A 13,946-nucleotide genomic window follows, 5' to 3' on the forward strand; every position below is an offset into this window, starting at 1 on the left:
TACCCCCTCGGGGTAGTTCGACCGAGCCAGGAGAGACGACGATGAGCGCCATCGAGTACACCGTGACCGGGATGACCTGCGGCCACTGCGAGATGTCCGTCCGCGAAGAGGTCGGCCAGATCCCCGGCGTCCAGGGCATCGAGGTCAGCCACGAGAGCGGCCGCCTGCTCGTCACCGCCGACGACTCCGTCGACGACGCCGCGGTCCTCGCCGCCGTCGAGGAGGCCGGCTACACGGCGGTGCGGGCCTGATGGAGGCGGGCGCCCGCCTCGCCGCCTACGGCGCGGGCCTGGTGGTGGCCTTCGGCGCGTCCTACGGGATCGCCGCCGCCGCCGTGCCCGACGAGGTCGTCGCCCGCTGGTCCGAGCCCGAGCCGAGCCACGTCGACACCCACGCCGACGCCCCGCCCCACGAGGCAGCCGACCACGCGCCGACCGGCGTCTCGCTGGAGGCCGACGGCTACCGCCTCTCCCCCGTGAGGGCGCCCACCCGCACCGGCTCGGCGGGCACGCTGTCCTTCCGCGTGCTCGACGCGCACGGCGAGCCCCTGACGCAGTACACGCGGTCGCACGAGCAGGACCTCCACCTCGTCGTCGTGCGCAGCGACGGCTCCGGCTACCGCCACGAGCACCCCCGACTCGACCGGGAGAGCGGCACGTGGTCCCTCCCGTGGACCTGGGACGAGGGCGGCACCCACCGCGTCTACGCCGACTTCACCCCCGGCGGCACGCCGGCGAAGGGGGTCACCCTGAGCCGGACGGTCGACGTCACCGGCGCGTACACGCCCGTCGCGCAACGCCCTTCGCGCACCGACGAGGTCGACGGGTACACCGTGACCATCGACGGGGAGCTCGAGGCCGGCACAGCCACCGACCTCAGCGTCTCGATCGAGCGGGACGGACACCCCGTCACCGACGTGCAGCCCTACCTCGGCGCCTTCGGCCACCTCGTCGCGCTGCGCGAGGGCGACCTCGCCTACCTCCACGTCCACGCCCGGGGTGAGGAGCCTGCAGCGGGTGAGACCGCCGGCCCCGGCATCGACTTCACCGCCGAGACCCCGACCGCCGGACGCTACCTGTTGTACCTCGACTTCCGGGTCGACGACGAGGTCCGCACGGCCACCTTCGTGATCGATGCCGAGGAGGGCACCCGATGAGCACCGAAGCCCCCACCGCGACCGGCCCCGACCACGAGCTCCTGATCGGCGGGATGACCTGCGCCTCGTGCGCAAACCGCATCGAGCGCAAGCTCAACAAGCTCGACGGGGTCTCCGCGACCGTCAACTACGCCACGGAGAAGGCACGGGTCAGCGCACCCGAGGGGTACGACCCCGCGCTCCTCGTCGCCGAGGTGGAGAAGGCCGGCTACACCGCCGCCCTGCCGGCGGTACAGCGGCCCTCGGGCGAGGACACCGGCGCCGACGACGACCCCGAGCTGACCTCCCTTCGTCATCGTCTGGTCGGGACCGCGGTCCTGTCCGCGCCGGTCATCGCGATGGCGATGGTCCCGGCACTGCAGGTCGAGCACTGGCAGTGGGCCTCGCTCGCCCTGGCCGCCCCGGTCGTCGTCTGGGGGGCCTGGCCCTTCCACCGGGCCGCCTGGGCCAACCTGCGCCACGGCGCCGCCACGATGGACACGCTCATCTCGATGGGCACGCTCGCGGCCTTCCTCTGGTCGCTCTACGCGCTCTTCCTCGGGACCGCCGGCGAGCCGGGCATGACGCACCCCTTCGAGCTGACCGTGGAGCGCTCCGACGGCGCCGGCAACATCTACCTCGAGGTCGCGGCAGGGGTCACCCTCTTCATCCTCGCCGGGCGGTACTTCGAGAAGCGCTCGAAGCGCCGGGCAGGCGCCGCGCTGCGCGCCCTGCTCGAGCTCGGTGCCAAGGAGGTCGCCGTGCTGCGCGGCGGCACCGAGGTGATGGTCCCGGTCGACGAGCTGCGCGTCGGCGACGACTTCGTCGTGCGCCCCGGGGAGAAGATCGCCACCGACGGCGTCGTCACGAGCGGGACCTCCGCCGTCGACGCGTCGATGCTCACCGGTGAGTCCGTGCCCGTCGAGGTCACCGAGGGCGATGCCGTGACCGGCGCGACCGTCAACGCCGGCGGACGGATCATCGTGCGCGCGACCCGCGTCGGGTCGGACACGCAGCTGGCCCAGATGGCCCGGCTCGTCGAGGACGCGCAGACCGGCAAGGCCGAGGTGCAGCGCCTCGCCGACCGGATCTCCGGGGTCTTCGTGCCGGTCGTCATCGCGATCGCCGTCGTGACCCTCGGCGCCTGGCTGGGTGCCGGCCTCCCCGCCAGCGCCGCCTTCACCGCGGCCGTCGCCGTCCTCGTCGTCGCCTGCCCGTGCGCGCTCGGCCTGGCCACCCCGACGGCCCTGCTCGTCGGCACCGGCCGCGGCGCGCAGATGGGCGTGCTCATCAAGGGCCCGGAGGTCCTGGAGTCCACGCGCCGGGTCGACACGATCGTCCTCGACAAGACGGGCACCGTGACCACCGGTCGGATGGCCCTCGTCGACGTCGTCACCGCGCCGGGCGTCGAGCGCGCCGAGCTGCTGCGCCTGACCGGCGCCCTCGAGCACGCCTCCGAGCACCCCATCGCGCGGGCGATCGCCGCGGGGGCGAGCGAGGAGGTCGGTCCGCTGCCGGCGCCCGAGGACTTCACCAACCTCGAGGGCACGGGTGTCCAGGGCGTCGTCGACGGGCGCGCGGTCGTCGTGGGCCGCGCGAGCCTGCTCGCCGATCGGTCGCAGCCGTTGACGCAGGCGCTCGCGGCGACCAAGGCGGAGCAGGAGGGTGCGGGCCGCACCGTCGTCGCCGTCGGCTGGGACGGGGCCGCCCGCGGCCTGCTCGTGGTCGCCGACACGGTCCGGGCCACGAGCACGGGAGCCGTCACCGCCCTGCGCGGGCTCGGCCTGACGCCGGTGCTGCTCACCGGCGACAACGAGGCGGTCGCCCGGCGCATCGCCGCGGAGGTGGGCATCGACGAGGTCATCGCCGAGGTCCTCCCGAGCGGCAAGGTCGACGTCGTCACCCGCCTGCAGGGCGAAGGGAGGACCGTCGCGATGGTCGGTGACGGCGTCAACGACGCGCCGGCGCTCGCGCAGGCGGACCTCGGCCTGGCGATGGGCACGGGCACCGATGTCGCCATCGAGGCCTCCGACATCACGCTCGTGCGCGGGGACCTGCTCGGGGCGGTCGACGCCATCCGCCTCTCGCGCAGGACGCTCGACACGATCAAGGGCAACCTCTTCTGGGCCTTCGCCTACAACGTCGCCGCGGTGCCGGTCGCCGCCCTCGGCCTGCTCAACCCGATGCTCGCCGGGGCGGCGATGGCCTTCTCCAGCGTCTTCGTCGTCGGCAACAGCCTGCGGCTGAGGGGGTTCCGCAGCATCGCCCGGCCCTGAGGACCTCGGGGGGTTCTGCGAGGATGGCGAGCATGCCGACCGACGTGGAGCGACAGGAAGCGTGGCTGAGCCGCGAGGAGCTGGACAACGTGCGCGGGCGCGTGCCGATCCTCTACGTGGCCGCCGTCCCGGTGCGGGTCTCCGACAACGGTGACGTCACCCGCGTCGGGCTGCTCCTGCGGGCCTCCGAGACGGGCACGATGGAGCGCGAGCTCGTCGCCGGTCGGGTCAACTACCACGAGCGGGTGCGCGACGCCCTGGTCCGCCACCTGGAGAAGGACCTCGGCCCGATGGCGCTCCCCTCGGTCCCCGCCTCGCCCGTGCCGTTCACCGTCGCCGAGTTCTTCCCGACGCCGGGCGTCACCCCCTTCCACGACCCGCGGCAGCACGCCGTGGCGCTGTGCTTCATCGTCCCGGTCCGCGGTGACTGCGCCCCCCAGCACGACTCGCTCGACCTCGCCTGGCTCACGCCGCAGGAGGCCGGGGAGACCGGTCAGCTCGCCGAGATGGCCGGCGGCCACGGCGCGCTGCTGCGCCAGGCGCTCGTCCATGTGGGCCACTCCGCCTTCTGAGGCTGCATTCCCCTAGGGCAATGCACGCGAAGGGGGGTCCTCCAGGCCCTCCTCGAGCGTCGTCAGGGCATCGGTCAGGGCCGCGCGCTGCTGCGCGCTGAGCGCGCCCATCTGCCCGGCGACGCTGCGCCGACGAGCCTCGTGGACGGCGGCCTGGGTGCGGCTGCCCCGGTCCGTCACGACGACGACGCTCGCCCGACGGTCCGCCGGGTCGGGGCGTCGCTCGACCAGTCCCTTCGCCTCGAGGGCGTCGACGACGTCGGTCACCGAGCGCGGGGCGATGCGCAGGGTATCGGCCAGGTCGCGCAGGCGCGGCGCCTCGTCGCGGTCCGCGGCCACCCGCAGGGCGCGCAGCTCGTGCGGCGACAGGTCGTGCGCGGACAGGTCGACCAGCCAGGCGCGGCGCAGGCGGCGGGCGACGCGCAGCAGCTGCTCGCCGAGGTCGTCGCCGTCCGGGGTGGGGGTGCGCGGGCTCATGCCCCAAGGGTAGCGATCTTGACCGCTCACCTCATAGTGAGGTAACCTCAGCATCACGAACCGACCGTGACGAAAGGGGCCCGCATGGACACCCCCGTGAGCTCCCCCAAGACCGGCCGCGGACCGCACCGCGTCGACCCGCGAGACCGCGCCCAGCTCGCCGAGAACCCCGTGAGCGCCCGCCGGGTCATCTCCTGCTTCCGCCCCTACCGCTGGCAGGTCGCCGCGGTCGTGGGCCTCATCGTCGCGAGCTCGCTGATCTCGATGGCCTCCCCCTTCCTCCTGCGCGTGGTCATCGACGACGCGCTCCCCCGCCAGGACGTCCGGCTCCTCCTCCTCACCGTGGGCGGCATGCTCCTCGTGACGATCGCGACCGCCCTCATCGGCGTGCAGCAGACCTGGATCTCCACGCGCGTGGGCCAGGCGGTCATGCACCGGTTGCGCACCGACGTCTTCACCCACCTGCAGCGACAGGCGATGAGCTTCTTCACCCGCACCCGCTCCGGCGAGATCCAGTCCCGCATCACGCAGGACGTCGCCGGCATGCAGTCGATCGTCACGAGCACCGCGGTCTCGATCGCCTCCAACCTCACGACGGCGGTCGCGACCGCCGTCGCCATGGTCGCCCTGAGCTGGCGGCTCTCGCTCTTCTCCCTCCTCGTGCTGCCCCCGGCCATCTGGACCACGCGCAAGGTGGCCTTCGCACGAAGGGAGATCACCGCCCGGCGCCAGCGCCGGCTCGCCGACCTGCAGGCGCAGGTCACCGAGGAGCTGTCGGTGAGCGGTGCGCTGCTGTCGAAGACCCTGGGCGCCTCCGAGCGCGGCGCCCGGCTCTTCGCCGAGACCTCGACCGACCTCGTCGGCCTCGAGGTGCGCTCCGAGCTCGCCGGCCGTTGGCGGATGGCGACGATGTCGATCGTCTTCGCCGCGATCCCCGCGCTGATCTACCTGGCCGCGGGCCTGCCCGCCACGAGCGGCGGCATGACGATCGGCACGATCATCGCCTTCACGACGCTGCAGGCAGGCATCTTCCGCCCGATCATGGGGCTGCTCAACGTCGGCGCCTCGTGGATCGCCTCGATGGCCCTCTTCAGCCGGGTCTTCGGCTATCTCGACCTCGATCCGGAGGTGGCCGCGCCCAGCGACCCGGTGGACATCGACCCCCTTCGCCTCCGCGGGGACCTGCGGATCGAGGGCGTCTCGTACGCCTACCCCGGTGGCCACGGGTGCGCCCTCGACGACGTGTCCGCCACGGTCCCGGCCGGTGGCCACCTGGCCCTCGTCGGCGCGACCGGCAGCGGCAAGTCGACGCTCGCGTCGCTGCTCGTGCGGCTCGCCGACCCGGACACCGGGCGGATCACGATCGACGGGTACGACCTGCGCGACATCGACCCGCAGACGCTGACGCACGTCGTCGGCATCGTCACCCAGGAGACCTACCTGGCCCACGACACGATCCGGGCCAACCTCCTGCTCGCCGACCCCGACGCCACCGAGGCGCAGCTGTGGCAGGCCCTCGCGACCGCCCAGGCCGCGGACCTCGTCGCCGGCCTGCCCGACGGCCTCGACACCGTGGTGGGGGCGCGCGGTCACCGGTTCTCCGGTGGTGAGAAGCAGCGCATCGCCATCGCCCGCACGCTCCTGCGCGACCCGGCGGTCCTCGTCCTGGACGAGGCGACGAGCGCCCTCGACAACGACACCGAGCGCGAGCTGCAGGTGGCCCTGGACGCCCTGGCCCGTGGCCGCACGACGATCACCATCGCCCACCGCCTGAGCACCATCGCGTCCGCGGACGAGATCCTCGTGCTCTCCGGTGGTCGGGTGCTCGAGCGCGGCGGGCACGGCGAGCTGCTGCGCCGCGGCGGCGCCTACGCCCGGCTCGCCGGCAGCGACCTGGCTCTCACCGCCTGAAGGTCAGTCCTTGGTGAACTGGTCCTTGACGCGCGTCATGTCGCGGTGGTCCTTGGCGTACGCGTCCTCGTACGAGGGTGCGGTGCCGCCGAGGCGAGCGGGCAGGAAGCGCAGGTCCTCCCCCGTGAGCGGCGGGTAGGCGGCGATCGTCTCGTCGAGCAGCTGCTTCATGACCTCGCGCAGCCGCTCGGTGACCTCGGTGACGTCCTCGTCCGGACCGACGTGGATCGGCTCGCCGATGGTGATGTGGATCGGGAACCGCGTGCGGCCCAGGCGCTTGGGCACGTCCTTGGTCCAGATGCGGTGCGCCCCCCAGACGATGGTCGGCAGGATCGGCGTGCCGGACAGTTGGGCCATCCGCGCCGTGCCGTTCTTGAGCTCCTTGATCTCGAAGGAGCGCGACATCGTCGCCTCGGGGTAGACGCCGACGACCTCCCCGTCCTTGAGCTTCTGCACGGCCTCCTTGAAGGCCGCGCCGCCCGCGTGGCGGTCGACGGGGATGTGCTTGAGCCCACGCATGAACCACCCGGCCACCTTGTGCTGCCAGATGGACTTCTTGGCCATGAAGCGCACCCACCGGCGGCTCTTGCGGGCGCCGAGACCGGCGAGGACGAAGTCGATGTAGCCGGTGTGGTTGATCGCCATGACCGCGCCCCCCTCCCTCGGGACATTGCGCTCCCCCTTGATGGTGAAGCGGTAGCCGTTCACGAGGAAGATGATCCGGGCGACGATGATGATCGCGCGGTAGAGAGGCTCAGGGCGGCGCATGCCTGCAGCCTACGGTCTCGTAGGTTGCCGCGGTGGACCTTGGCCGATTGGTCCGGTCACACCCGGCAATGGGAAGATCTGGCCCATGACCGAGCTCTCCCCTGCCCCCGACGCCGCCCGCATCCCGGACCGTCCCTCGCTGGACGGCCTCGAGGACACCTGGGGCGCCGCATGGCGCGAGCAGGGCACCTACGCGTTCGACCCCGAGGGGCCCCGCGACCAGGTCTTCTCCATCGACACGCCGCCGCCCACGGCGAGCGGCAGCCTCCACATGGGGCACGTCTTCAGCTACACGCACACCGACTGCATGGCGCGCTACAAGCGCATGCAGGGCTTCAACGTCTTCTACCCGATCGGCTGGGACGACAACGGCCTGCCGACCGAGAAGCGGGTCCAGAACTACTACGGCGTGCGCGGCGACTCCTCGCTGCCCTACGACCCGGACTTCACGCCCCCCTTCGAGGGCACGACGAAGACGATCAAGGCGGCCGACCAGGTCCCGGTCAGCCGGCAGAACTTCATCGAGCTGTGCGACGAGCTGACGGTCAAGGACGAGGAGGCCTTCGAGTCCCTCTTCCGGCGCCTGGGCTTCAGCCTCGACTGGGAGATCCAGTACCGCACGATCGACGACCGCTCCCGCGCGACCGCGCAGACCGCCTTCCTGCGCAACCTCGCCCGCGGCGAGGCGTACACGGCCGAGGCGCCGGGCCTGTGGGACGTCACCTTCCAGACCGCTGTCGCGCAGGCCGAGCTCGAGGCGCGCGACTACCCCGGCGCCTACCACCGCGTCGCCTTCCACGGCGCCGACGGGCCGGTCCACATCGAGACCACCCGCCCCGAGCTGCTCCCCGCCTGCGTCGCCCTCATCGCGCACCCCGACGACGAGCGCTACCAGGGCCTCTTCGGCTCGAGCGTGACGTCCCCCATCTTCGGCGTGGAGGTGCCCGTCGTGGCCCACCCGGCCGCCGAGATGGACAAGGGAGCGGGCATCGCGATGTGCTGCACCTTCGGTGACCTCACCGACGTCATCTGGTGGCGCGAGCTGCAGCTGCCGACCCGCTCGATCATCACCCGCGCCGGTCGCGTCCTCGGCGAGACCCCGCAGTGGGTCGCCGCTGCCGGGAGCGCGAAGGGGGCGGAGGTCTTCGCGCAGATGTCCGGCAAGACCGTGCACTCCGCCCGCGAGGTCGTCGTCGAGGCGCTGCGCGCCTCCGGTGACCTCGAGGGCGAGCCGCAGAAGACCCAGCGCAAGGCCAACTTCTACGAGCGCGGCGAGAAGCCGCTCGAGATCGTCACCTCGCGCCAGTGGTACATCCGCAACGGTGGCCGCGACGCCGAGCTGAACCTGGCGCTGCAGGCGCGCGGCGACGAGATCGACTTCCACCCCGAGTTCATGAGGTCGCGCTACAAGAACTGGGTCGCCGGCCTCAACGGCGACTGGCTCATCTCGCGCCAGCGCTTCTTCGGCATCCCGATCCCCGTCTGGTACGCCCTGGACGGCGACGGCCAGCCGCGGTACGACACCCCGATCGTCCCCACCGAGGACCAGCTGCCGATCGACCCGATGGCCCAGGTCCCCACCGGGTACACCGAGGACCAGCGCGACCAGCCGGGCGGGTTCACCGGCGACCCGGACGTCATGGACACCTGGGCCACGTCGTCGCTCTCGCCGCAGATCGCCGGCGACTGGCTCGCCTCCGAGCGGGGCGAGTCCGACCTCTTCGACAAGGTCTTCCCCATGGACGTGCGCCCGCAGGCCCACGACATCATCCGGACCTGGCTCTTCGCGACCGTCGTGCGCGCCCACCTCGAGCACGGCACCGCGCCGTGGAAGAACGCCGCGATCTCCGGGTGGATCCTCGACCCCGACCGCAAGAAGATGAGCAAGTCCAAGGGCAATGTCGTCACGCCCGAGGACGTCGTCGTCGAGCACAGCGCCGATGCGGTGCGGTACTGGGCGGCCTCCGGGCGCCTGGGCACCGACGCGGCGTACGACACCGGCCAGATGAAGATCGGCCGTCGCCTCGCGATCAAGCTGCTCAACGCGAGCAAGTTCGCGCTCGGCTTCGGCGAGGCCGACGGCGACCTCGCCGCAGCCGTCACCCACCCGCTCGACCAGTCGATGCTCGCCGGGCTGCGGCAGGTCGTCACCGAGGCGACCGCCGGCTTCGAGGCCTGGGACTACACCCGCAGCCTGTCGGTGACCGAGACCTTCTTCTGGACCTTCTGCGACGACTACATCGAGCTCGTCAAGGACCGCGCCCACGGCGGCGAGGGCCAGGACCCGGCCGGTACCGCCTCGGCGCGTGCCGCCCTGCGCCTCGCGCTCGACGCGCTGCTGCGTCTCCTCGCCCCCGTCCTGCCGTACGCCACCGAAGAGGTCTGGTCGTGGTGGAAGGAGGGCTCCGTGCACCGCGCCGCCTGGCCGACCGTCGACGAGCTGCCCGCCGGCGGAGACGCCGCCGTCCTCGGCGCCGTCGGCGAGGCCCTCAGCCAGGTCCGCAAGGCGAAGTCCGACGCCAAGGTCGGCATGCGCAGCGAGATCACCGCGGCGACGCTCGTCGCCCCGGCCGCGAGGGCCGAGCTCGTGCGGGCGGGCGAGAGCGACCTGCGCAGCGCCGGTCGCCTCACGGGGGCCTTCGACTACGCCGAGGGCGAGGAGGTCAGCCTCCGCGACGTCGAGCTCATCCCCTTCGTCAAGCCGCCGAAGGTCTGACGCCGAGGTCCCTCACCCCGTGGCTTCCGTCGGGGCTGCGGGACCCAGGGCCGGGATCCGCCACGCGGCGGTGACCGGCTCACGCACCGGCAGGCGCCGGTGGCCGGTCGGCTGGACGAGCACCCAGGGCACCTTCCAGCCACCGAGCGAGAGTCGCTTGGCGACGAAGGCCTCCTCGTCGAGGACCGACACCCGGCCGCTCGCCGGGTCGTACACCTCGACGTACCTGTTGCGGTCCCCCGGCAGGACGAGCGTCACGTGGCGTGGGGTGAGCCGGTTGCCGACGTAGAGCGCGGCCGGCTCGCCGTCGACCACGAGGTCGACCAGACGCCGGTACCGGGCGCGCAGCCCCTCCTCGTTGTGGCCGCGCACGGGCACCATCGTGTAGCGGGTCCCCGCGCGCGAGGCACCGTGCTCGAGCTCGTGCCGCAGGCCCCACGGCGGCGTCCCGAGCGCCTTGGGCCAGGGCAGCAGCAGGCCACCGGCCGGCGCCCGCCACCCGTTGGTCCGGGCCTGGACCGTCCGCTCCCAGGCGGCGAACCGCTCGGTCTGGTCCCCCCCTTCGGCGCCGGGGACCGGATGACCGTCACCGGCCATGATCCAGCGGGCGAAGGGGGCGTCGACGAGCATCCGCGCCACCGTCGCGCACGCCGCGCCGCACGTCGTCGGACTCTGCTGGCGGGGCCCGGACGCACCCTGCACGAGGTGGAAGGGGGGACTCACCCCACCCATCCTGTCAGGTGCGTCAGGCGGAGCGCTTGTGCTTGCGCTTGGGCGTCTCCTCGTGGCGCACGATCGTCGGCAGGACGTTGTCCCGCACGACCTCGGCGCTCACCACGATCTGCTTGATGCCCTCGTCGCTCGGGGTGTCGAACATGACGGGCAGGAGGACCTCCTCCATGATCGCGCGCAGACCACGGGCCCCCGTGCCGCGGGCCATCGCGGAGTCGGCGATGGCCTCGAGGGCGTCCTCGGTGAACTGGAGCTCGACGCCGTCGATCTCGAACATCTTGCGGTACTGCTTGACGAGGGCGTTCTTCGGCTCGCTGAGGATCTGGACCAGGGCTTCGCGGTCGAGCGGCGTGACCGTCGTGATGATCGGCAGGCGACCGATGAACTCCGGGATGAGGCCGAACTTCATCAGGTCCTCGGGCATGACGTCGGTGATCGCCTCGGCGAGGTCGCTCGCCTTGTGCAGCTCCGAGCCGAAGCCCAGACCCTTCTTGCCGACGCGCGACTCGATGATCTTCTCCAGCCCGGCGAAGGCGCCGCCGACGATGAAGAGGACATTGGTCGTGTCGATCTGGATGAACTCCTGGTGCGGGTGCTTGCGCCCGCCCTGCGGCGGCACCGAGGCCGTCGTGCCCTCGAGGATCTTCAGCAGCGCCTGCTGCACGCCCTCTCCGGACACGTCACGGGTGATCGAGGGGTTCTCGGACTTGCGGGCGACCTTGTCGATCTCGTCGATGTAGATGATCCCCTGCTCGGCCTTCTTCGTGTCGTAGTCGGCCGCCTGGATGAGCTTGAGCAGGATGTTCTCGACGTCCTCGCCGACGTAGCCGGCCTCGGTCAGCGCCGTCGCGTCGGCGATGGCGAAGGGGACGTTGAGCATCCGCGCGAGGGTCTGGGCGAGGTAGGTCTTGCCGCAGCCGGTCGGGCCGATGAGCAGGATGTTGGACTTGGCGATGTCGACGTGGTCCTCGTCGCGCTTGGCGGCGGCACCGTCGTCGGCCTGGATCCGCTTGTAGTGGTTGTACACGGCGACGGCGAGCGCCTTCTTCGCCTTGTCCTGGCCGATGATGTACGTCTCGAGGAAGTCGTAGATCTCGCGCGGCTTGGGCAGCTCGTCGAGGCCGAGGTCACCGGAGTCGGTGAGCTCCTCCTCGATGATCTCGTTGCACAGGTCGATGCACTCGTCGCAGATGTAGACGCCGGGACCGGCGATGAGCTTCTTCACCTGCTTCTGGGACTTGCCGCAGAAGGAGCACTTCAGCAGGTCGCCGCTCTCTCCGACTCGTGCCACGTCAGGTGTCCTCTCCGTACCTCACCGACCGATCTGGTCGTGGGGACGACGCTACCCAAAGGCCCGTCGCTCCACCCCCAATTGGACACGATCAGGCGCGGCGCGTCGCCCCGTTTCGCTGACAGCGGAACACCTCAGCCCCTCCGCCCGCGCAGCAGCCACCAGCACCCACCGAGCAGCGCGAGCACCCCCGTGGCGAGACCTACGAGGAGCAGCCACGGCACCGGCCCCCCGCCACGGTGGCTCTCGACGTGGTCCGACGCGGGCACCGTCCCGGTGCCGTGGCGCTCCTCGATGTCGGCCCGGGTCACGACCACGTCCTTCGCCCCGACCCCGGAGGTGGCGGTGCACCAGCTCGACTGCCACCCGCCGCCGTCACGCTCGTGGGCGAAGAGGAGGTAGCGCTCCCCCTCGACGAGCCGCAGGCCGCAGGCCGTGACGTCGGCGCCAGTTGTCAGCCGGACGGACGCGGCGCCCGACCCGTGCCACTGGCGCACGACGCGCAGGTCGTAGACGCGGTCGTGCCCGACCCGCTCCTCGCCCTCCACGAGGACCTCGGCGATGACCTCGCTCTCCAGGGCGCTCGCGCGCTCCGGACGATCGCACGAGCACGCGTGCGCGGCCGGCGCGGTGAGCACCGCGACGGGCAGCGCCAGCAGGCACGCGAGGAGCGTCATCAGCAACCGTCGCACGGGGCGTCAGCGCTCCCCACGGCGTCGGCCCAGGACGGAGCGGCCCACGACGAGCAGCACGAGGAGGGCTGCACCCACGGCGATCCCGGGCCACGGCGACGGGTCGCCGACGCTGACCGCGTCGTCTCCCGCCGGCTCGGTGACGTCATCACCAGAGCGGGTCCCCCGACCGAGCTCCTCCTCCACCTGTGCAGCCGTCACGTCCCGGATCTGCGTCCCGCCGTCGAAGACCTTGCCGCGGCACAGGTCGGTCCGCCAGGTGCCGTCGGAGCCCACGGCCAGGACCACCTGCGGCCTCCCCCCGGCGTAGGTGCGCCCGCACTCCGCGCCGTCCACGCGCGTGCGGACGGTCACGACATCGCGCCGCGGCCCCTTCCACGAGCGCTGGACGTCGAAGGTGTACGCGCGCTCCCGACCCGTGGTCCGCACCGAGGTCACGGTGCCCTCGACGACGAGGTCCGAGTCGGCGAGGTGCTGCTCGAGCGAGCCCTGCGCGCACGAGCACGCCTGTGCTGCGGGTGCGGTGAGCACGAGGACCGGCACGGTCAGCAGCACCGTGAGCAGGGTGGTCAGCAGACGTCTCATGCTCATCCGACGTCGGCGCCCACCCATCGGTTCCACCTCATCGCGGGATCCGCCCCCGGGCACGACGAAGGGCCCCGGAGGTCCGGGACCCTTCGTCACTGTGGATCAGTCCTCGAGCGAGGCCTTGCGCGGGGTGAGCACCTCATCGATGAGGCCGTACTCCTTGGCCTCCTGCGCCGAGAGGATCTTGTCGCGCTCGATGTCCTCGCGGACCTCCTCGACCGTCTTGCCGGAGTGCTTGGCCCAGGTCTCCTCGAGCCAGGTGCGCATCCGCAGCACCTCGTTGGCCTGGATCTCGATGTCCGAGGCCTGGCCGTACTCGCCACCGGCCAGCGCGGGCTGGTGGATGAGGATGCGGCTGTTGGGCAGGGCGAAGCGCTTGCCCTGGGCGCCGGCGGCGAGGAGCACCGCTGCGGCGGAGGCCGCCTGGCCGATGACGAAGGTCTGGATGTCCGGGCGGATGTACTGCATCGTGTCGTAGATCGCCGTCATGGCGGTGAAGCTGCCACCCGGGCTGTTGATGTACATCAGGATGTCGCGCTCGGGCTCCTGCGACTCCAGCACGAGCAGCTGGGCGATGATGTCGTCCGCGGAGGCGTCGTCGACCTGCACGCCGAGGAAGATGATGCGGTCCTCGAAGAGCTTGGTGTACGGGTCCATCCGCTTCATGCCGTACGAGGTGCGCTCCTCGAAGTTGGGCAGGATGTAGCGGCTGGACGGCCCGGGGCGAAGGGGGGCCGAGCCCGGCTGGTGGGTGCGCAGCTGTGCGTCGAAGTTCATGGGTTCTCCTG

The 13,946-nt window shown here is 71.8% G+C and carries 13 protein-coding genes; 6 read left to right on the forward strand and 7 right to left on the reverse strand.

What is annotated here, in order from left to right:
• Positions 1-41 precede the first annotated feature (41 nt).
• The 4 genes from V3C34_RS13565 to V3C34_RS13580 are packed head-to-tail and all read left to right on the forward strand — an operon-like array spanning position 42 to position 3,983.
• On the forward strand, positions 42-251 hold the full coding sequence (locus V3C34_RS13565) for a heavy-metal-associated domain-containing protein (RefSeq protein ID WP_346007388.1): 210 nt from the start codon (positions 42-44) through the stop codon (positions 249-251).
• Positions 251-1,156: a hypothetical protein gene (locus tag V3C34_RS13570; protein WP_346007389.1), complete on the forward strand. Its 906-nt coding sequence runs from the start codon at positions 251-253 to the stop codon at positions 1,154-1,156. The genes V3C34_RS13565 and V3C34_RS13570 overlap by 1 nt, the downstream gene beginning before the upstream one ends.
• Positions 1,153-3,411 carry a heavy metal translocating P-type ATPase gene (locus tag V3C34_RS13575; RefSeq protein ID WP_346007390.1) on the forward strand — a complete coding sequence of 753 codons (2,259 nt, stop codon included), beginning with the start codon at positions 1,153-1,155 and terminating at the stop codon, positions 3,409-3,411. The genes V3C34_RS13570 and V3C34_RS13575 overlap by 4 nt, the downstream gene beginning before the upstream one ends.
• A 32-nt stretch (positions 3,412-3,443) precedes the next feature.
• The gene (locus V3C34_RS13580; protein ID WP_068322725.1) at positions 3,444-3,983 is read left to right on the forward strand and encodes an NUDIX hydrolase family protein; all 540 of its coding nucleotides are present in this window, start codon (positions 3,444-3,446) and stop codon (positions 3,981-3,983) included.
• Positions 3,984-3,995: 12 nt separating this feature from the next.
• Here V3C34_RS13580 and V3C34_RS13585 read toward each other — a convergent pair whose 3' ends face one another.
• The gene (locus V3C34_RS13585; protein ID WP_346007391.1) at positions 3,996-4,460 is read right to left on the reverse strand and encodes a MarR family winged helix-turn-helix transcriptional regulator; all 465 of its coding nucleotides are present in this window, start codon (positions 4,458-4,460) and stop codon (positions 3,996-3,998) included.
• A gap of 84 nt (positions 4,461-4,544) precedes the next feature.
• Here V3C34_RS13585 and V3C34_RS13590 point away from each other — a divergent pair, with 84 nt between their 5' ends.
• Positions 4,545-6,371, forward strand: a complete 1,827-nt coding sequence (locus V3C34_RS13590) for an ABC transporter ATP-binding protein (RefSeq protein WP_346007392.1) — start codon at positions 4,545-4,547, stop codon at positions 6,369-6,371.
• Between the two features lie 3 nt (positions 6,372-6,374).
• Here V3C34_RS13590 and V3C34_RS13595 read toward each other — a convergent pair whose 3' ends face one another.
• Positions 6,375-7,139, reverse strand: coding sequence for a lysophospholipid acyltransferase family protein (locus tag V3C34_RS13595; protein WP_346007393.1), 765 nt, complete (start codon positions 7,137-7,139; stop codon positions 6,375-6,377).
• 85 nt (positions 7,140-7,224) lie between these two features.
• Here V3C34_RS13595 and valS point away from each other — a divergent pair, with 85 nt between their 5' ends.
• The gene (gene valS / locus V3C34_RS13600; RefSeq protein WP_346007394.1) at positions 7,225-9,855 is read left to right on the forward strand and encodes a valine--tRNA ligase; all 2,631 of its coding nucleotides are present in this window, start codon (positions 7,225-7,227) and stop codon (positions 9,853-9,855) included.
• A gap of 12 nt (positions 9,856-9,867) precedes the next feature.
• Here the strand turns inward: valS and V3C34_RS13605 are convergent, their stop codons facing one another.
• From V3C34_RS13605 to V3C34_RS13625, 5 genes are all read right to left on the reverse strand, one after another.
• On the reverse strand, positions 9,868-10,587 hold the full coding sequence (locus tag V3C34_RS13605) for a hypothetical protein (RefSeq protein WP_068322713.1): 720 nt from the start codon (positions 10,585-10,587) through the stop codon (positions 9,868-9,870).
• A 13-nt stretch (positions 10,588-10,600) separates the two neighbouring features.
• Positions 10,601-11,878, reverse strand: coding sequence for an ATP-dependent Clp protease ATP-binding subunit ClpX (clpX, locus tag V3C34_RS13610; protein ID WP_068322710.1), 1,278 nt, complete (start codon positions 11,876-11,878; stop codon positions 10,601-10,603).
• 134 nt (positions 11,879-12,012) lie between these two features.
• Positions 12,013-12,555 carry a hypothetical protein gene (locus V3C34_RS13615; RefSeq protein ID WP_338537847.1) on the reverse strand — a complete coding sequence of 181 codons (543 nt, stop codon included), beginning with the start codon at positions 12,553-12,555 and terminating at the stop codon, positions 12,013-12,015.
• A gap of 21 nt (positions 12,556-12,576) precedes the next feature.
• Complete coding sequence (locus tag V3C34_RS13620) at positions 12,577-13,155, reverse strand: hypothetical protein (protein ID WP_169701819.1); 579 nt, start codon at positions 13,153-13,155, stop codon at positions 12,577-12,579.
• A gap of 105 nt (positions 13,156-13,260) precedes the next feature.
• Positions 13,261-13,935 carry an ATP-dependent Clp protease proteolytic subunit gene (locus V3C34_RS13625; RefSeq protein WP_068322703.1) on the reverse strand — a complete coding sequence of 225 codons (675 nt, stop codon included), beginning with the start codon at positions 13,933-13,935 and terminating at the stop codon, positions 13,261-13,263.
• Positions 13,936-13,946 lie beyond the last annotated feature (11 nt).

Origin of the sequence: Janibacter terrae (assembly GCF_039636765.1) — a bacterium.
In the GTDB taxonomy this organism is placed as follows: domain Bacteria; phylum Actinomycetota; class Actinomycetes; order Actinomycetales; family Dermatophilaceae; genus Janibacter; species Janibacter terrae.